22 protein-coding genes are annotated in these 17624 nt (G+C 66.1%); 13 read left to right on the top strand and 9 right to left on the bottom strand.

Going from position 1 to position 17624, the window contains the following annotated elements; all coding sequences use genetic code 11:
* Window positions 1-5: 5 nt before the first annotated feature.
* The gene (locus ACVWYO_RS14975) at window positions 6-620 is read left to right on the top strand and encodes a TIGR02466 family protein (RefSeq protein ID WP_457352113.1); all 615 of its coding nucleotides are present in this window, start codon (window positions 6-8) and stop codon (window positions 618-620) included.
* Between the two features lie 18 nt (window positions 621-638).
* Here the strand turns inward: ACVWYO_RS14975 and ACVWYO_RS14970 are convergent, their stop codons facing one another.
* Window positions 639-1289, bottom strand: a complete 651-nt coding sequence (locus ACVWYO_RS14970; RefSeq protein WP_457352111.1) for a hypothetical protein — start codon at window positions 1287-1289, stop codon at window positions 639-641.
* A 184-nt stretch (window positions 1290-1473) separates the two neighbouring features.
* Here ACVWYO_RS14970 and ychF point away from each other — a divergent pair, with 184 nt between their 5' ends.
* The 6 genes from ychF to ACVWYO_RS14940 all read left to right on the top strand — a co-directional run bounded on the left by ychF (window position 1474) and on the right by ACVWYO_RS14940 (window position 6951).
* The gene (ychF, locus tag ACVWYO_RS14965; RefSeq protein WP_457352109.1) at window positions 1474-2574 is read left to right on the top strand and encodes a redox-regulated ATPase YchF; all 1101 of its coding nucleotides are present in this window, start codon (window positions 1474-1476) and stop codon (window positions 2572-2574) included.
* A complete protein-coding gene (locus tag ACVWYO_RS14960) occupies window positions 2574-3077 on the top strand; it encodes a GNAT family N-acetyltransferase (RefSeq protein ID WP_457352107.1) in 504 nt (167 codons plus the stop codon). Before ychF ends, ACVWYO_RS14960 begins: the two co-directional genes overlap by 1 nt.
* 35 nt (window positions 3078-3112) lie before the next feature.
* Entirely contained in the window at window positions 3113-3433 is a 321-nt protein-coding gene (locus ACVWYO_RS14955; protein ID WP_457352105.1) for a hypothetical protein, read from the top strand.
* Window positions 3434-3482: 49 nt separating this feature from the next.
* Complete coding sequence (locus ACVWYO_RS14950; protein WP_457352103.1) at window positions 3483-5057, top strand: hypothetical protein; 1575 nt, start codon at window positions 3483-3485, stop codon at window positions 5055-5057.
* 134 nt (window positions 5058-5191) lie between these two features.
* Window positions 5192-6466: an alkaline phosphatase family protein gene (locus tag ACVWYO_RS14945; protein ID WP_457352101.1), complete on the top strand. Its 1275-nt coding sequence runs from the start codon at window positions 5192-5194 to the stop codon at window positions 6464-6466.
* Between the two features lie 38 nt (window positions 6467-6504).
* Window positions 6505-6951 (top strand): MaoC family dehydratase, encoded by a 447-nt coding sequence (locus ACVWYO_RS14940; RefSeq protein WP_457352099.1) that lies wholly within the window; start codon window positions 6505-6507, stop codon window positions 6949-6951.
* Window positions 6952-6979: 28 nt separating this feature from the next.
* Here the strand turns inward: ACVWYO_RS14940 and ACVWYO_RS14935 are convergent, their stop codons facing one another.
* From ACVWYO_RS14935 to petA, 5 genes are all read right to left on the bottom strand, one after another.
* Window positions 6980-7405 carry a hypothetical protein gene (locus tag ACVWYO_RS14935; RefSeq protein ID WP_457352097.1) on the bottom strand — a complete coding sequence of 142 codons (426 nt, stop codon included), beginning with the start codon at window positions 7403-7405 and terminating at the stop codon, window positions 6980-6982.
* Between the two features lie 93 nt (window positions 7406-7498).
* On the bottom strand, window positions 7499-8035 hold the full coding sequence (locus ACVWYO_RS14930) for an adenine phosphoribosyltransferase (protein WP_457352095.1): 537 nt from the start codon (window positions 8033-8035) through the stop codon (window positions 7499-7501).
* Window positions 8036-8144: 109 nt separating this feature from the next.
* The gene (locus ACVWYO_RS14925; RefSeq protein WP_457352093.1) at window positions 8145-8963 is read right to left on the bottom strand and encodes a cytochrome c1; all 819 of its coding nucleotides are present in this window, start codon (window positions 8961-8963) and stop codon (window positions 8145-8147) included.
* A 15-nt stretch (window positions 8964-8978) separates the two neighbouring features.
* On the bottom strand, window positions 8979-10286 hold the full coding sequence (locus tag ACVWYO_RS14920) for a cytochrome b (protein ID WP_457352091.1): 1308 nt from the start codon (window positions 10284-10286) through the stop codon (window positions 8979-8981).
* A gap of 10 nt (window positions 10287-10296) precedes the next feature.
* Window positions 10297-10869 carry a ubiquinol-cytochrome c reductase iron-sulfur subunit gene (petA, locus tag ACVWYO_RS14915; RefSeq protein WP_457352089.1) on the bottom strand — a complete coding sequence of 191 codons (573 nt, stop codon included), beginning with the start codon at window positions 10867-10869 and terminating at the stop codon, window positions 10297-10299.
* A gap of 236 nt (window positions 10870-11105) precedes the next feature.
* Between petA and ACVWYO_RS14910 the strand changes: the two genes are divergently transcribed.
* The 4 genes from ACVWYO_RS14910 (at window position 11106) to ACVWYO_RS14895 (ending at window position 14074) form a co-directional block, all read left to right on the top strand.
* Complete coding sequence (locus tag ACVWYO_RS14910; protein WP_457348219.1) at window positions 11106-12038, top strand: IS5 family transposase; 933 nt, start codon at window positions 11106-11108, stop codon at window positions 12036-12038.
* Window positions 12039-12114: 76 nt separating this feature from the next.
* Window positions 12115-12564 (top strand): tRNA (cytidine(34)-2'-O)-methyltransferase, encoded by a 450-nt coding sequence (locus tag ACVWYO_RS14905; protein ID WP_457352087.1) that lies wholly within the window; start codon window positions 12115-12117, stop codon window positions 12562-12564.
* Window positions 12565-12639: 75 nt separating this feature from the next.
* Window positions 12640-13479, top strand: a complete 840-nt coding sequence (hemF, locus tag ACVWYO_RS14900; RefSeq protein ID WP_457352085.1) for an oxygen-dependent coproporphyrinogen oxidase — start codon at window positions 12640-12642, stop codon at window positions 13477-13479.
* Window positions 13480-13483: 4 nt separating this feature from the next.
* Window positions 13484-14074: a GNAT family N-acetyltransferase gene (locus ACVWYO_RS14895; protein WP_457352083.1), complete on the top strand. Its 591-nt coding sequence runs from the start codon at window positions 13484-13486 to the stop codon at window positions 14072-14074.
* On the opposite strand, the gene ACVWYO_RS14890 is transcribed toward ACVWYO_RS14895, so the two are convergent.
* Together ACVWYO_RS14890 and ACVWYO_RS14885 are read right to left on the bottom strand one after the other, a co-directional pair.
* The gene (locus tag ACVWYO_RS14890; RefSeq protein WP_457352081.1) at window positions 14047-14787 is read right to left on the bottom strand and encodes a hypothetical protein; all 741 of its coding nucleotides are present in this window, start codon (window positions 14785-14787) and stop codon (window positions 14047-14049) included. The genes ACVWYO_RS14895 and ACVWYO_RS14890 overlap by 28 nt on opposite strands.
* Entirely contained in the window at window positions 14784-15614 is an 831-nt protein-coding gene (locus ACVWYO_RS14885; protein WP_457352079.1) for a hypothetical protein, read from the bottom strand. Before ACVWYO_RS14885 ends, ACVWYO_RS14890 begins: the two co-directional genes overlap by 4 nt.
* A gap of 113 nt (window positions 15615-15727) precedes the next feature.
* Between ACVWYO_RS14885 and lipB the strand changes: the two genes are divergently transcribed.
* Window positions 15728-16411, top strand: a complete 684-nt coding sequence (gene lipB / locus ACVWYO_RS14880; RefSeq protein WP_457352077.1) for a lipoyl(octanoyl) transferase LipB — start codon at window positions 15728-15730, stop codon at window positions 16409-16411.
* A 69-nt stretch (window positions 16412-16480) separates the two neighbouring features.
* Here lipB and ACVWYO_RS14875 read toward each other — a convergent pair whose 3' ends face one another.
* Entirely contained in the window at window positions 16481-16897 is a 417-nt protein-coding gene (locus ACVWYO_RS14875; RefSeq protein WP_457352075.1) for a hypothetical protein, read from the bottom strand.
* A gap of 38 nt (window positions 16898-16935) precedes the next feature.
* Here ACVWYO_RS14875 and ACVWYO_RS14870 point away from each other — a divergent pair, with 38 nt between their 5' ends.
* A complete protein-coding gene (locus ACVWYO_RS14870; protein ID WP_457352073.1) occupies window positions 16936-17613 on the top strand; it encodes a hypothetical protein in 678 nt (225 codons plus the stop codon).
* Window positions 17614-17624: the final 11 nt, after the last annotated feature.

The following is a 17624-nucleotide window of genomic DNA, read 5'->3' as shown; positions in this document are numbered from 1 at the left end:
GCAGCATGAAGAATGCCTCGACCCGCTCGCTGTTCGCTACCCCGCTCTATGAAGCGAAGCTCAAGAACGCGGCGCTGGTCGCCGACCTCGAACGCTCGTGCCACGCGCTCGCCGAGGATGATCGCGCCGGACGCAGCTGGTCGAAGGCGAATGGCTATCGTGGCTACACTTCCTACGCCTCGCTCAACGACCTGCCGATGCGCGACCCGGCGTTCGCCGATCTGGTCAAGCTGCTCAACAAGCATGTCGCCGCCTTCGCCGAGGCGTGCGGCTTCGAGCTCGACGGCGGCAAGCTCAAGCTCGACAGCCTGTGGGTCAATGTGATGAAACCGGGCGGCGCGCATTCCGGGCATATCCACCCGCACAGCGTGATCTCGGGAACGGTCTACATCGCCGCCCCGCCGGGTGCCGGCGCGATCAAGTTCGAGGATCCGCGGCTGCCGATGATGATGGCGGCCCCGCGCCGCCGTGACGATGTCGCCGATGCGCTCAAGACCTTCGTCTATGTCGAGCCGCAGGCAGGCAGCGTGCTGCTGTGGGAAAGCTGGCTGCGCCACGAAGTCGCGCCCGGCACTGCCAAGACCGAGCGTGTGAGCATCAGCTTCAACTATCGCTGGTAGGCGCGGGGCGACGCGGCGTCAGAACGCGTAGGTCATCACCAGATCGGCGACGGGATTGCGCGCGGAATGGCTGTCGTCGCGCATGCCAGGTAGCGTTTCGTCGGCGTACATCGCGGTAGAGCGCCCGACCATCATGCCGCCCTCCACCCCGATCTTCATCCGTTCGCTGACCGCCGCGTCATATCCCAGCATCGCAACGGGCGCGTAACTCTCATAGCCGTCGCGCAGGTTCACCGCGCCGACCGGAAGCCGCATCAATGCGGCCCTACCCGCCGCCGCGCCCGGCCCGGCATCCGAAGCGCGGTAGCGCATGTGATAGCTCGATCCGACCGACACCCGCAGACCGTGATCGCCATGGGCATAGGCGTCGGTCATACCGGTACCGCGCGCGCGCAAATTCTGTTTGAGCGCCGTCACCGCGTTCGCCTGATAGCCACGCGCCACCCGCAGATCGTATGACACCGCGGGCTGAGCACCCGTTTCGGCATGCGGAAGCACCGATACGAGAGCGCGAGCGGTCGTGCCGTGCGGGACCGCGGGATCTTGCGAGGTCGCGGGATCTTCCAGCGAAACGATGCGCGATTCGAAATCGGCGGCATCAGCGACGCCTGGCGCCGCGCCTGAAAGCAGGATGGTGACACAGCAGCTCTGCAGACACTTTCGGCGCATCGCATTGACCCCAGCAAGAAACTCCGACGTACGACTCGGCGACCGAGCGACTTGATCCAGAATCAACAGCCTATGCCTTTGCGGGTTCCCGGCAAGGGCCTTCCTACCGTGACAGGCTGGTCTTTCGCGGCGCAAAGCCGTATCGGGCGGGCTTCACGCACATCATCGCACACCAAGGAATATCATGGGTTTTCGCTGTGGCATCGTCGGGCTGCCCAATGTCGGCAAGTCCACCCTCTTCAACGCGCTGACGCAGACCGCGGCGGCGCAGGCGGCGAACTATCCGTTCTGCACGATCGAGCCGAACGTCGGCAACGTCGCAGTGCCCGATCCGCGGCTCGACAAGCTCGCCGCGGTGGCGGGCTCGGCGAAGATCATCGAGACGCAGCTCGGCTTCGTCGACATTGCCGGGCTCGTCCGCGGCGCGTCGAAGGGCGAGGGTCTCGGCAACCAGTTCCTCGGCAACATCCGCGAAGTCGACGCGATCGTCCATGTGCTGCGCTGCTTCGAGGATGACGACGTCACGCATGTCGAGGGCAAGGTCGATCCGATCGCCGATGCCGAGACCGTCGAAACCGAGCTGATGCTGTCGGATCTCGAGAGCCTCGAGAAGCGCGTCCCCAATTTGCTCAAGAAGGCGACGCAGGGCGACAAGGAGGCGAAGGTCGCCGCCTCGGTGCTCGGCCAGGCACTTGAGCTGCTGCGCGAGGGCAAGCCGGCCCGGCTGACCCTGCCCAAGGACGAGGACGAGACGCGCGCCTTCAGCCAGGCGCAGCTACTCACCGCCAAGCCCGTCCTCTATGTCTGCAACGTCGAGGAAGCGAGCGCCGCGAACGGCAACAGCCAGTCGGCACGCGTGTTCGAGAAGGCCAAGGCCGAGGGCGCCGAAGCCGTCGTCGTCTCCGCCGCGATCGAGGCGGAGATCGCGACGATGGCGGCCGAAGAGCGCGGCGAGTTCCTCGCCGAGCTCGGCCTGAGCGAGACCGGCCTGACGCGCGTGATCGTCGCGGGCTACCGCTTGCTCAAGCTGTTCACCTTCTTCACCGTCGGCCCGAAGGAAGCGCGCGCCTGGACCGTCCATGCCGGCGCCAAGGCACCGCAGGCCGCAGGCGAAATCCACACCGATTTCGAGCGCGGCTTCATCCGCGCCGAGACGATCGCCTATGACGACTATGTCGCGCTCGGCGGCGAAACCGGCGCGCGCGATGCCGGCAAGCTGCGCCAGGAGGGCAAGGACTATGTCGTGCATGACGGTGACGTGCTGAACTTCCGCTTCAACGTCTGATGGCGTCACCGGTCGCGATCACCGCATTCAGCGCCGGGTCCGAAGCGGACGTGGTTGCGCTGATCGTGGGGATTCAGGCCGGCGAATTCGGGATCCCGATCACCGCCGCCGACCAGCCCGACCTTGCCGACATCCCCGGCTTCTACCAGTCGGGCGCGGGCGGGTTCTGGACCGCGGTGGCGGGCGGGGAGATCGTCGGCACGATCGCGTTGCGCGATTGCGGCGGCGGGTTGGGTGCTTTGCGGAAGATGTTCGTCGCGCCCGCATGGCGCGGGCGCGCGCATGGCGTCGGGGCGGCGTTGCTCGCGCAGCTGCTGGCGCATGCGCGCGCGGTCGGGCTCGAGACGGTGATGCTGGGCACCACCGCCGCTTTTGTCGGCGCGCATCGCTTCTATGAGAAGAACGGCTTCGTCGAGATTTCCCTGGATACGCTGCCGCCGTCCTTCCCGCGGATGCCGCTCGACACCAAATTCTACCGGCTGACGCTTGGCGGCGCCGCGTGATTGCCCCTCGCCGCGGCACGTCGTAGAGCGAGACCGTGTTCGCCCGACTGATCCTTGCGCTGCTGCTTGCAGCCTTTGCCTTTCCGGCTTTTGCGAGCGCGCCGTGCCATGATGCGCCCACGCCCGCACCGATGATGGCCGCGATGCATCATGACGGCCACGCCGCGCCGGTGCGCGAAGACCATGCCACCGTTCCGCACATGTGCATCGGCTGCATTCCGCCGGCGAGCCTGGCCGCACGCGGCGTGACTGCGCCGCTATCGCCCGACGCGCCAACGCGGCGCATCGTTGCTGCGGCGTTCGATCCGGCTTCGGGGACGCCGCCTGCCCTTCCCCCTCCGCGCGCGAAAGCCTGAACCGCGGGCCGCGTGCCCGCCTGGCTTTTTACGTTCGGGAGGACCGACAATGACTCGATCGATGAGGATCGCGGGCTGTGCCGTGGCGGCGTTGCTGCCGACGGGCGCGCTCGCGCAGATGATGCCCGGCATGAAGATGGACATGCCGATGCCGGCGAAACCCCAAGCGAAACCCGCGAAGCGCGCGGCGCCGGTGCACAAGCACGGCGCTTCGCCTGCGCATACGCCCGCTTCGCCTATCCCTGCTTCCCCGGCGAAGGCCGGGGGCCAGGAGCGAGCGGCCGACGATCACGCGCAGGACGCGCCAACCACCACCTCCACGCCTGGGCCCCGGCCTTCGCCGGGGAAGCAAATAGGAGAGGAAGCCACAGACCCGACATCCGACGCCATGCCCGCAATGGCGATGCCGCCAGCGCAGGCCGGGCACACCGCCCACGACATGGCCACCATGCCCGGCATGACGATGCCCGGAATGACGATGGGCCCGCCCGACGGCTCGTACGCCGAAGGATCGGGCACCGCGCGCAACCCCGGCAATGACGGTGCGATGCGCGGGGCGCACTTCATGGCGGGCGACTGGATGCTGATGCTCCACGGCTATGCCTGGGGCGTCTATACCGACCAGGGCGGGCCGCGCGGCGAAAACGAAGCCTTCGTCACCTCGATGGCGATGCTATCCGCCGCGCGCGATTTCGGGGCGACGCGGCTGCAGCTGCGCTCGATGATGAGCCTCGAGCCGGCGATGGGCGCAAAGGGCTACCCGAACCTCTTCGCCACCGGCGAGACCGCCGACGGCAAGCTCCAGCTGACCGACCGCCAGCACCCGCACGATCTGTTCATCGAACTGTCGGCGCGGCTCGATGTCGACGCGGGGCCCGGCAGCGTGTTCGTCTATGGCGGCCCGGTCGCCGAACCCGCACTCGGGCCGTCGGCGTTCATGCATCGCGCCTCGGCGACGTATCAGCCGCTCTCGCCGATCACGCACCATTGGTTCGACAGCACGCACATCAGCTACGGCGTGGTGACGCTCGGCTATGCTGCGCCGCGCTGGCAGCTCGAGGCCTCGGCGTTCCGCGGGCGCGAGCCCGACCAGTATCGCTGGAACATCGAGCGGCCGAGCCTCGATTCGTGGAGCGTGCGCGCGACCTGGACCCCCTCGCCCGCCTGGGCGGTGCAGGTCAGCCACGGCCGGCTCAAGAGCCCCGAGCAACTCGAGCCAGACCGCGACGAGGCACGCACCACCGCGAGCGTGCAATATGCGCAGCACGGCGTCTCGGCGCTGCTCGCTTTCTCGAACAAGCATCTGCTCCCGGGGCGCACGCTGACCGCGTGGCTGGCCGAGGCGAACTGGGACATCGACCGGCACCACACGCTGTTCGCCCGCGGCGAGGACGTGGCGAATGACGAGCTGTTCCCCGACCGGACCGACCCGCTCCACGACCGCAAGTTCCGTGTCGGGAAACTCGAGGGCGGCTATGCCTATCGCCTGCCCTTCGTCGGCCCGTTCGATCTCGCGCTCGGCGGGTCGGTCGGGGTCTATGCCAAGCCGGCGGCGCTCGACGCGGCGTATGGCAAGCTGCCGGTGAGCTTCAGCCTGTTCGCCAAGGTGTCGCTGGGGGGATAGCGAAACCGGCCGGCCACCCCTTCGCAATATGTCACCCCGGGGCTCGTCCCGGGGTGACGAAGCAAGCCAATGGCTAGCCCGCCAGCCACGACCCTGTCATAGCCCCGACGCAATCGTGTCGCAGGGGATCGCACATGCGTTTTACCACCAAGATCGTTGCCGCCGCCTTGTGCGCCGCGCTGCAAGCCTGTGTCACTGCGCCTACCCCCGGACCACGCCCCACCGCGGTCCGCGAGGAAGCGCGTGCCCCCGTCACGATCCTCGTCTCGATCGACGGTTTCCGCCCCGATTACCGCGCGCGCGGCGTGACCCCAAACCTTGATGCGCTCGCCGCAAGCGGGATCAGCGCGGCGATGCGGCCGTCTTTCCCGTCCAAGACCTTCCCCAATCACTGGACGCTGGTCACGGGACTGCGGCCAGACCGCAACGGCATCGTCTCGAACGCGATGGAAGACGTCGCGCGCCCCGGCGACAAGTTCACCATGGAGGATTCGAAGGACCCCTTCTGGTGGAACGCGGCCGAGCCGCTCTGGGTCACCGCCGAGCGCGGCGGGGTCCGCAGCGCGACGATGTTCTGGCCGGGATCGAACGTCGCCTGGGGCGGCACGCTCAAGGGCCACGGCGCGACCAGCGGCGGGGTGCGCCCCGAGGATTGGTGGCCATTCGACCAGGCGGTGCCCGGCGAACAGCGCATCGCCGGCGTGATCGACTGGCTGCGGCGTCCGGCCGCGCAGCGCCCGCGCTTCGTCACGCTCTATTTCGATACCGTCGACAGCGCCGGGCACAGCTTCGGTCCCGATGCGCCCGAGACGACCGAAGCGGTCAAGCAAGTCGATGCGACGATCGGCGCGCTCGTGTCGGGGCTTCGCGCGCTCGGCCAGCCCGCGAATCTCGTCATCGTCGCCGACCACGGCATGGCGGCGACCAGCCCGGCGCGCACCATCGCGATCGACAGCATCGCCAACCCGGCGGACTATCGCCTGTTCGAATCGGGGCCGTTCGCCAGCCTCTACGCCGTACCAGGGCATGAGGCCGCGCTCGAAAAGGCCCTGCTCGGACATCACGCGCATTACGATTGCTGGCGCAAGAGCGAGATCCCGCCCCGGCTGCACTATGGAACCAACCCGCGGATCCCGCCCTATTTCTGCCTCGCCGAGACGGGCTGGTCGCTCACTGCCAGCAAACCGAAGCCCGATGCCAAGCCGGGCGGCAATCACGGCTTCGACAATGCCGCGCCTGAAATGGCGGCGCTGTTCATCGCCGCCGGCCCAGCGATCACGCCGCTCGGCACGCTGCCCGGGTTCGACAATGTCGACGTCGCGCCGCTGATCCGCGACCTGCTCGGGCTGCCCGCCGGGAGCGGGCTCGATGGCGACGATACGCCGTTCCGGGCTGCGCTCGTCAAGTAGCGCTTGCCTTCGCAGCGGGGGCGCTAGACACTCGCGCGATGCAATATTTCGAAGATATCGTGGTCGGCACCACCGCGTCGTTCGGCCATTATGCGGTGCTGCACGACGAGGTCGTCACCTTCGCCAAAGCCTATGATCCGCAGCCGTTCCACCTCTCGGACGCCGCCGCTGCCGAGACACATTTCGGGCGGCTGTCGGCGAGCGGCTGGCATACCTGCGCGATGACGATGGCGATGGTGGTCGAGAACCTAAAGGCCAACGACCAGGCCGGGCTCGGGTCGCCCGGGATCGACGAGCTGCGCTGGCTCAAACCCGTCTATCCCGGCGACACGCTTCGGTGCGAGACCGAGATCCTCGACAAGCGCGCGTCGCAGAGTCGCCCGGAGATGGGAAGCTATCGCAGCCGGATGACGGTGCTCAACCAAGACAACGTCGCGGTGATGACGTTCGTCTCGATCGGCCTCATCCGGACGCGCCCCGCCTGAGCCGCGGCGTCGGCGTCAGCCCACGCGATCAGCGATGCCGCCCGCCACCGCCGCGCTGGCCGCCACCGCCACGATTGCCACCACCGCGGTTGATGCCGCCCGGGATCCCACGACCCGGCCGCCCCTGGACGCCGTAATCGCGCCACATCGGGCGAATCTCGCGATGTGCGCCGCGCCAGCCCTGCGAACGGCCCTGCCAATAGCCGCGCTGCTGATCGTTCCAGCGATGGCGGTAATTGTTGCGGTCGTAGACGTAATAGCCCGAGCCGGGATAATAATAGTCGCCCTGCCAGCCCCAATACGGATCGGCGCTGTAGCCGCCATAATAGGGATCCCACGCGCTCGCGCCGTACCCTACCTGGACGCCGCCATAGCCGTAATCATCGACACAGCCTGACAAGCCGCCAACGGTGACGAGCGCTGCTGCGGCGAGAGTGAGCTTGAAAATCGACATGGCGGGTTCCTGCTGGACGACGCGCCAGACATCATGCGGGGCGCGGGGTTAGATCCTCAACCCGGCGCCCCGTGCTTGGTTCCTTTCCGGCGCTCAGTGCCCGGGGAAGGCGATCAGCGAATCGACCGTGATGCCATCGGACCGCAATGCAGCGGCGCCGCCGAGATCAGGGAGATCGACCAGGAATTGCGCCTGTTCGACGACGGCGCCGGCCTTGCGCAACAGCCGCAGCGCGGCGCGCGCGGTGCCGCCGGTGGCGATCAGATCGTCGACCAGCAGCACACGCTTGCCCGGCGCCAGCGCATCGGCATGCATCGCGATCCGGTCGGTGCCATATTCGAGGGCGTAATCCTCGGCGATCGCCGCGCCGGGCAGCTTGCCGTCCTTGCGGATCAGCAGCACGCCGGCGTTGAGCGGGCGGGCCAGGGCGGCCGCGAAAAGGAAGCCGCGCGCCTCGATCCCGGCGACGAGATCGATCGGACCGAGCGTGATCGCCGCCATCCGCGTGATCGTCTGTGCGAAGCCGTGGGCATCGAGCAGCAGCGTCGTGATGTCGCGAAATTGGATGCCGGGTTTGGGGAAGTCCGGGATCGTCCGGATCAGCGCCTTGAGATCGTCATTGTCAGCCATAAGATCCTCGTCGCCCCGGCGAAGGCCGGGGCCGTTATGCCGCGCTGCGAAACGACTGTCCCGCAGACAACGTAGCGGCCCCGGCCTTCGCCGGGGCGACGTCTATGGATCAGTGCTTAATGTCGCGCCAGATGTTCTGGTACGCGCCGTAGGACAGCACGCAGAACAGCAGCAGGAAACCAAGCACTGCCAGGCCGTAACCGTGCCGCGCCGGAAGGTTTGGCTCGGCCGCCCAGGTCAGGAACGCGGAGACGTCCTTGGCATTCTGGTCGACGGTCGACTTCGTGCCGTCGAGATAGGTGACCTGCCCGTCCTGCGTCAGCGGCGGCGGCATCGCGAGGTTGAGGTTCGCGAAATACGGGTTGTAGTAGAGGCCGTCCGGCACCTTGGCGTCGGGGAAGTGCTTGAGCAAGGCAGCCGGCTTATCCTGATACCCCGTCAGCAGCGAGTACACATAGGCTGGGCCTTCATGCCGCGCCTTGGTGATCAGCGACAGGTCTGGCGGGTTGCCCGTGCCGGGATAATAGACCGCCGGGAAATAATCGGCGGGCGTGTTCGGTCGGTCGGTCGTGTCGCCCGACTTGGGGTCGAACTGCTTGGCCTTGACCGCCCAGTCGGCAGCGAACTTCTTCACCTGACCCGCCGAATAGCCGAGCTGCGTCAGGTCACGGAAGGCGACGTGCTTGAGCGAATGGCAGTTCGAGCAGACTTCCTTGTAGACCTGCAGCCCGCGCTGGAGCTGGCGCTCGTCGAACGTGCCGAGCAGCCCGTTCGAGGCAAGGGCCACGTCCTTGGGATGGCGATGAAATTCCTCGACCGCAGTCGGCGGCGCCGGATCGGTGACGGCACCGTAGACGGTGCCGAACAGCGCCCAGGCGAGGCAGGCGACGATACCGGCGCCGATGAGGATTGCGATTGCGCGAACCATTAGTCTGATTGCCCCTTATTCGGCCGGAACCGGGCTACCGCTGAGCGCGGTATGAGCCGGACTGGTGCCACCCTTTTTCGCCAGTACCGCCGCGGTGATCGAGCTCGGCAATGGCTGCGGCCGCTCGGCGCGCGAGACGATCGGCAGGATGATCAGGAAGTGCGCGAAATAATAGGCCGCGGTGATCTGCCCCAGGGCGACCTTGAACGGCGAGATCTCCGACCCGCCGACCCAGCCGAGCACCAGCACGTCGAGCACCAGCACCCAGAAGAAGATCCGGTACAGCGGGCGATAGTTGGACGAGCGCACCGGCGAGCTGTCGAGCCATGGCAGGAAGAACAGCAGCAGGATCGAGCCGAACATCGCCAGCACGCCGAGCAGCTTGGCCGGAATGAACAGGAAGTCGGCGGTGAACGAACGCAGGATCGCGTAGAACGGCCAGAAATACCATTCGGGGACGATGTGTGCGGGGGTCTGCAGCGCGTTGGCCGGGATATAATTGTCCGGATGGCCGAGGCTGTTGGGTGCGAAGAACAGCAGCGACGCGAAGATCAGGAGGAACACGCCGAGCCCGAAGCCGTCCTTGGCGGTGTAGTAAGGATGGAACGGGACGGTGTCCTGCTCGCCCTTCACGTCGACGCCGGTCGGGTTGTTCGAGCCCGGAATGTGCAGCGCCCAGATGTGCAGGATGATGACGCCTGCGATCACGAACGGCAGCAGATAGTGGAGCGAGAAGAAGCGGTTGAGCGCGGCGTCGTCAGGCGCATATCCGCCGAGCAGCCAGATCCGGATCGTGTCGCCGACCATGGGGATCGCCGAGAAGAAGCCGGTGATGACCTGCGCGCCCCAGAAGCTCATCTGCCCCCAGGGGAGGACATAGCCCATGAAGGCGGTTGCCATCATCAGCAGGAAGATCGTGACGCCGAGCAGCCAGATCATCTCGCGCGGCGCCTTGTACGATCCGTAGAAGAGGCCGCGGAAGATGTGGATATAGACCACGACGAAGAACATCGAGGCACCGTTGGCGTGCGCATAGCGCAGGAACCAGCCGCCATTGACGTCGCGCATGATGTGCTCGACCGAATCGAACGCCACGCCGCCATTGGCCGCGTAATGCATCGCGAGCACGATGCCGGTGACGATCTGGATGGCCAGCGCGGCGCCGGCGAGCACGCCGAAGTTCCAGAAATAGTTGAGGTTGCGCGGCACGGGGTACCCCGCACCGACCGCGCCGTAGACGAGGCGCGGGAGCGGCAGGCGCTCGTCGATCCATTTGGTGAACCCGCTCTTGGGTTCGTAATGCTTGGCCCAGGGAAAGCTCATGTCTCTATCCTCAACCCACCACGACCGTCGACGGCGACGTGAATGTATAATCCGGCACGAACAGGTTCTTCGGCGCCGGACCCTTCCGGATGCGCGCGGCCGTGTCGTATTGCGAGCCGTGGCACGGGCAGAAATAGCCGCCGAACTGGCCGCGATCCTCACCGCTGGTGATGCCCTGCGGGATGCAGCCGAGATGCGTGCAGACGCCCAGCGTGATCAGCCAGTTCTTCTTGCCGCGCGTACGCTGCTCGAGCGTCTCGGGGTCGCGCAGCGACTTGACGTCGACCTTGTCGGCCTCGGCGATCTCGACCGGCGTAAGGTTGCGCACGAACAGCGGCTGCTTGCGGAACGAGACGACGACGCCCTGACCGGCCTCGATCTTGCTGAGATCGACTTCGGTCGTGGCGAGCGCGAGCACGTCGGCCGACGGGTTCATCTGGTTGATCAAAGGGACGACGATGGCGATCGCGCCCACGCCGGCGACCGAGACCGCGGCAATGCTGAGGAAATCGCGACGGCGCGGCTCCCCGTCATGGTGTGGTCCCTCGTGCAGGGGAACTTCCAGGGTGTTTCCGCTTGCCATCCACTCGCCCTTATCTTTCGTCGGTCCGCGGCAGCGCGCGGATCAACGACCTATTTTAACGCGGCGCCCTGCGCTTCGATCGACAGGCACACCAGAACGCTTCCCTCGTATGGGGACTCTTGGGTGTCGTGTTAGACGGCGTCGCAAGCTTTTGCCAATAGCATTTTAGAGACGGCTTTGTTGCAAAACTGATGGCGGGGATTCACGCAGGGAATCGAGCGGTATAGATAGGCGTAATGCCCAAACCTGCCGCACCTGTGTATCGTACGACGAACTGGCCTGAGTATAATGCGGCGCTGAAGCGGCGTGGGTCGCTGGAAATATGGTTTGATCCGGAGATGCACTGGCTTTCGAAGCCGTGTGGTCGCCCTGGTCGCCCGATGCGGTTTTCAGACAGCGCGATAGAGCTGTGCCTGACGCTGAAGACGCTGTTCAACCTGCCTTTGCGGCAAGTGACGGGGTTGGTTTCGAGCCTGATCAAAATGGCGGGGCTGGATTGGTCGGTGCCGGATTATACGACGCTGTGCCGACGGCAGAAGACGTTGAAGGTCAACCTCGGCGGGCGGATCAGCTCGGGCGGACTGCACCTGCTGGTCGACAGCACCGGGATCAAAATGACGGGAGAAGGCGAGTGGAAGACGCGCAAACACGGACCGTCCTACCGTCGCCAGTGGCGCAAGGTGCATCTCGGGATTGATGCTGGGACGCTGGATATCCGGGCCATTGAGGTCACGACGAATGCCATTGGTGACGCACCGACGCTGCCCGTTCTCCTGGCGCAAATTCCCGGAGACGAGCGGATACTCAGCGTCGGCGGAGATGGCGCTTATGATACCAGGGACTGCCATGCCGCTATTGCCGGGCGCGGTGCCGATGCGGTCATCCCGGTCCGCCGCAACGGGCAACCATGGGCAGAAGGCGGTCCCGGCGTCGATGCACGCAATGGAGCGCTACGCGCGACAAAGCGGCTTGGTCGCGCAATCTGGAAAAAGTGGAGCGGCTATCATCGCCGCAGTCTGGTCGAGACCAAAATGCACTGCTTCAAACTCCTGGGCCAGCGCGTTGTCGCCCGCACCTTCGATCGTCAGATTACCGAGCTCAAAGTCCGTGCTGCAATTCTCAATCGGTTCTCCGAAATAGGAACGCCGGTGACCGTCCGCATCCAATAACATCTTCAAGTAAAACGTCGGTCATGCTCTCGCGTAATTATGCAACAAAGCCTTTAGAGACTATGAGCGGGCGCAAATGCGCATCGCCCTTTATCAACCCGACATGGCCGGCAATGTCGGCGCCATCTTCCGGCTCGGCGCCTGCCTCGGCGTCGGGGTCGACGTGATCGAGCCGACCGGCTTCACCTGGAGCGAGAAGGCGCTCGCGCGCTCGGGGATGGACTATGCCGAACTGGTCGAGGTGCGGCGGCACGTCGACTGGGACGCCTTCGTCGCGACCGTGCCGGGGCGAATCGTGTTGTTGTCGACGCGCGGCGGGGTGCGGATCGATGCCGCCGCATTCCGCGCCGACGATGTGCTGCTGATGGGATCGGAGGGGAGCGGCGTGCCCGATGCGGTGCATGACCAGGCCGATCTGGCCGTGCGGATTCCTTTGGTCGAGGGAATGCGCTCGCTGAATATCGCGGTGGCGGCGGGAATCGCGCTGAGCGAAGCGCTGCGCCAGACGGGCGGCTGGCCCACCTAAATCCTCCCCCGCGGCGCGCGGGCGGATGTGGAAAGCCATCTCGACTTGCGTGCGATCCCTCGGCACAACGGCACAATGCAACTCGACCCCGAACAAACCACCGCCCGCACCTGGTTCGAGGCGCTTCGCGACCAGATCTGCGCCGAATTCGTCGCGATCGAGCGCGAAGCCGGATCGGACGCCGATTTCGACTACACCCCGTGGGACCGCACCGACCCGAGCGGCGGCGATGGCGGCGGCGGGGTGCGCGGCGTGATGAAGGGCCAGGTGTTCGAGAAGGTCGGCGTCAACGTCTCGACCGTCGGCGGCGCCTTCGAGGGCGAGTTCGCCAAATCGATCCACGGCGCGGCCGAAGACCCGAGTTTCTTCGCGACCGGCATCAGCCTCGTCGCGCACATGGCCAATCCGCACGTTCCCGCGGTCCACATGAACTGCCGCTTCCTCGTCACCACCAAGCGCTGGTTCGGCGGCGGCGCCGATCTCAACCCGCCGCTGCCGTATCCGGACGACACCGCCGAGTTCCATGCCGCGATGCAGGCCGCGTGCGACCCGCACGGCGCGGACTATTACGAGCGCTATTCGAAATGGGCCGAGGACTATTTCTACATTCCGCACCGCAAGGTGCATCGCGGCGTCGGCGGCATCTTCTGCGATCACCTCGAGGGCGATTTCGCCGCCAATTTCGCCTTCATCCAGGATCTCGGCCGCGCGTTCCTCGACGTCTACCCGCGGATCGTGCGGCGGCGGATGAAGCTGCCCTTCACCCCGGCCGACACCGCGCAGATGCTCGAATGGCGCGGGCGCTATGCCGAATTCAACCTGGTCTATGATCGCGGGACGCTGTTCGGGCTCAAGACCGGCGGCAATATCGATGCGATCCTGATGAGCCTGCCGCCGCTCGCGACCTGGTCGTGAGCCGATGGGGCTGACCCCGGTCCGCGACGACGCGGTCGCCGCGATCGTGACCACGCTCGAAATGCGGCAGAAGCCCCCGCTGCGCCCCCTGCCCGCTTCGCGGCTGCGGCTGGTACGCTGGGAGGCGCCGACGCCCGATCGCTACCGCGCGCTGTTCCGCCGCGTCGGCGCGCCGTGGCTGTGGTTCTCGCGCCTCGTGATCGACGAGGCGGCGCTCGTCGCGATCATCCACGATCCGGCCGTCGCGATCTATGCGGCGGTCGATCCCGCGGGGATCGAAGTCGGCATGGTCGAGCTCGACTTCCGCACCCCGGCAACGTGCGAAATCTCCTATTTCGCGCTGATCCCCGAACTGGCCGGCCAGGGCCTCGGCCGCTGGCTGATGGCCGAAACGCTCGCGCGCGCCTGGAGCAAGGGGATCGAGCGCGTCTGGCTGCACACCTGCACGCTCGATCATCCAAGCGCGCTCAATTTCTACCGCGCGCAAGGGTTCACCGCGATCAAGCGGACGATCGAAACCTTTCCCGATCCGCGCGTCACCGGCCATCTGCCGCCCGAGACGGCCCCTCAGATCCCGCTCTTGAGCCGCCGATAGAGCGCGATCTCGATCAGGATCGCGGCGAGCGTCGCGATCGTCCGCGCGGCGCCATTGCCGACATCGAGCACCGCGGCGACCACCAGATTGGCCATCGGTGCGCCGTTCAACGCACTGCCGAGCAGCTCGAACGGCAGCGCGAGCAGGTCGCCCGCGATCAACGGCACGCAGGCAAACGCCATCAGCGTCAGACCATGGCCACGCGTCAGCGCGAAGCTGCGCCGCCATGCCGCGATCACGCCGAGCGGGCGCTCGGCGACGAACGCCGGGCCGATCGGCATCAGTCGGCCCTTGAGATACAGGCCCGGGATCAGCAGCAGCGACGCGATGTTGACCGGAAAGGTCACCAGCAGCGCCAGCAGAAGGTAGCGCGGCAGCAGCGGCAGCGCCTGGCGCAGCGCTGTCGCGACATCGGGACGGTCGCGATCGGTGTAGAGCAGGAACAGCGTCAGCGTTCCGAACAGCGACGCCAGCGTCAGCGCGAGCACGAGCAGGTCGTTCTGCTTCGACCACACAGCGACCGCATCGAGCCACGCCTGCAGCGCGACCGGGTCCGAGCTCGACGCGGGCAACGGCGGGGTCGGGTCGACGAACATCACCTGCGCCACCTTGGGCACCAGCAGGAACACGCCGCCGACCCCGATCAACAGATCGCGATCGCGTTTCGCCATCGCCCAGGCATCGCGCAGCACGGCAGCAGCATCGAGTTTCATGAGCGCGCGACGTTCGCCTCGCGGGCGGCGAGATAGAGCTTGGCCAGGAACACCACTGCGAGCAGCGAAAACAGCGTCGAGACGTTCGCGACGATGACCTGCGTCAGGAGGCCGGCCAGCGTCACCCGCCCCTCGCCGCCGAACATCAGCAGAAACACCGTCCCGAACACGCTCTTGGCCGCCGCCGAGGCGACCCACGAAACCACGCCGTACAGAAACACCACGCCGATCACCTTCCACGCGATATGCCGCGTCAATTCGAAACTCCGGCGATAGACCCCCAAGCCGCGCCGCTCCTCGAGCAGGATCGGGGTCACCAGCACCACGCAGCGCGCATAGGCCCAGAACAGCACGACGACCAGTACGAGACTGTACAGCGAGGCAAACGCCATCGCGCCGCCATTGACGTCGCCCGGCTGGAGCGTGCCCGCGGCGAGCGCGGCCATGTTGGTTCCGCTGAGGTTGAGCGCGATCCCGATCGGCTCCGCAAGCACAAGCACCACCGCGAGCGTCACCAGCCCGATCCCGAGCACGGGCAGGAAACGACGATTCGCCGCCTGTACCGCGTCGGCGCGCGAAATTGCCGGGTCGAGCGCGAGCGCGGTGATCGCGAGCCCTGCCCAGCTTGTCAGCAGCGACGAAAGCAGCACGATGATGCCGAGGACAAGGTCGACAGTGGGCCCGCTCGATCCCATCAACTGCATGCATATGCCGAGCAGCGCCAGCGGCACGAACAGCCCCAACTCCACGATCGGCGCCATCACGCGAAGGCGCTCGCCCAGGCATTCGCTGGTGCGATCCCACACGGTGCTCATCGTCACGGTCATGTCGTCTCTCCCCGGTTCCGCACATGGCCCGCCCCGAGCGCCCGCTATTAGCCCGACGCCGCGCGGCTTGCCAATCTCTTGCGTCCGGCTGGCAGCCGGGCCACATCACGCAGGTGACCGATCTTCACGACGACATCGAATGGCGCATTGCCCCCGCGCCCGTCCCCTACGCCGAGGCGCTTGCCGAGATGGAGGCGCGCGCAACCGCGGTCGCCGAAGGGCGTGCGCGCGAACTGGTGTGGCTGCTCGAACACCCCGCGGTCTATACCGGCGGGACAAGCGCCGATCCGAGCGAACTGCGCGACCCGCAATTCCCGGTGGTGCAGACCGGGCGCGGCGGGCGCTATACCTATCACGGCCCCGGACAGCGGATCGGCTATATCGTGCTCGATCTCAACAAGCGCGGACGCGACATACGCCAGTTCGTCCACGGTCTCGAAGGCTGGGTGATCGATACGCTCGGCGATCTCGGCATCACCGCGTTCCGCGCGCCATGGCGCGTCGGCATCTGGACGCATCTCCCCGCCCCGCTCGGTGGCGCGCCGGCCGAAGCCAAGATCGGGGCGATCGGGGTACGCGTGCGGCGCTGGGTGACGCTCCACGGCTTCTCAGTCAATCTGTCGCCTAACCTCGCGCATTTCGGCGGAATTGTGCCGTGCGGGCTCCCGGACTTCGCGGTAACGAGTGCCGAAATGCTTGGCCGGCCGACCGATTATGCAACTTTCGACGCGGCCTTGGCGTTGCGCCTAGCAGCGTTCCTGGAAACTCATTCTATCAGCCGACAAAACTGGGCTTGAGGGCCAGGCGTTTCCGGACTAATGTCCACCACGGTTTGGGTATTAAAGGTCTCGAGGCCAACCAACCATTTATCTAGGGAGCTTTCCAATGCGTGCATTCATTTCCAAGGTCGCTGCTGGTTCGATGATCGCTGTTGCAGCGATCGCGATTTCGGCATGCACCCCGAAGACCGAGACGACGACGACCGACAACACGATGGTCACCGACATGAACTCGACCGACACGATGGGCGCGACGACCAACGACACGATGACGTCGACGGACGCTGCTGGCAACGAAGGCATGATGGCAAACGACACCATGATGACTTCGAACACCACGACCACGACCACGAACGCAATGTAATCTTCCCGTTCGGGAATGATTATAGCGAGGGCCGCCCGGGCAACCGGGCGGCCCTTTTCGATTCCGCCCCACTCCATTCCGTCGCAGATCGCGCCGAACCCTCCGCGCGACGAAACGAAAAGAGTTGGGTTGCGCGACAAAACGCCGTAATCGCAGCATCGTTAATGAGAGGCTTTCAATGACCGTGTTGCGTAAACTGGCTGCGATCACCGCAATCGCGGGCGCCGCCCTCGCCGTTACCCCTGCGTCGGCGCAGTTCTTTTTCAAACCGCATGACTTCAGCGGCCCACCGATCCGCGGTGACGAGCCTGGTCTGCCGACGTTGCCGGGCGCGACCGACGAGGAAGTCCGTGCGAACCTGGTGTGGAACATGCGTTCGGCGCTCAACGTCGCCGCGCTGCAGTGCCAGTTCGAGCCGAGCCTGCTGACGGTCGAGAATTACAACATCTCGCTGATCAACCATAAGGACGAGTTCAAGAAGTCGCTCGACATCCTGACCAAATATTTCACCCGCGTAAACAAGGGCCTCAAGCCGGGCCAGGCCGCGATGGATCGCTACGGTACGAAGACCTATTCGGCCTTCACCACGGTCAACGCGCAGCTGGGCTTCTGCCAGACCGCGGCAGCGGTCGCGACCGACGCCGCCTACGCCCCGCGCGGCGAGCTGTACAAGGTCGCTGCGCGCGACATGAGCTCGCTGCGCAATGCGCTCATCCCGTTTGGCGAGGAGCGGTTTTCGCGCCGTGTCCGCGTCGATACGCGGCTGTCGCTGGCGCGGCTCGACGACGCGTGCTGGGATAAGCGCGGCACGTGGGTTTCGCGCAAGTGCGGGCAGTTCTCGACGACGTTTCGCTAAAGCGGACGGGT

This window comes from Sphingomonas sp. UYP23 (assembly GCF_054059235.1).
This window is presented reverse-complemented; position numbering and strand designations above follow the sequence as displayed.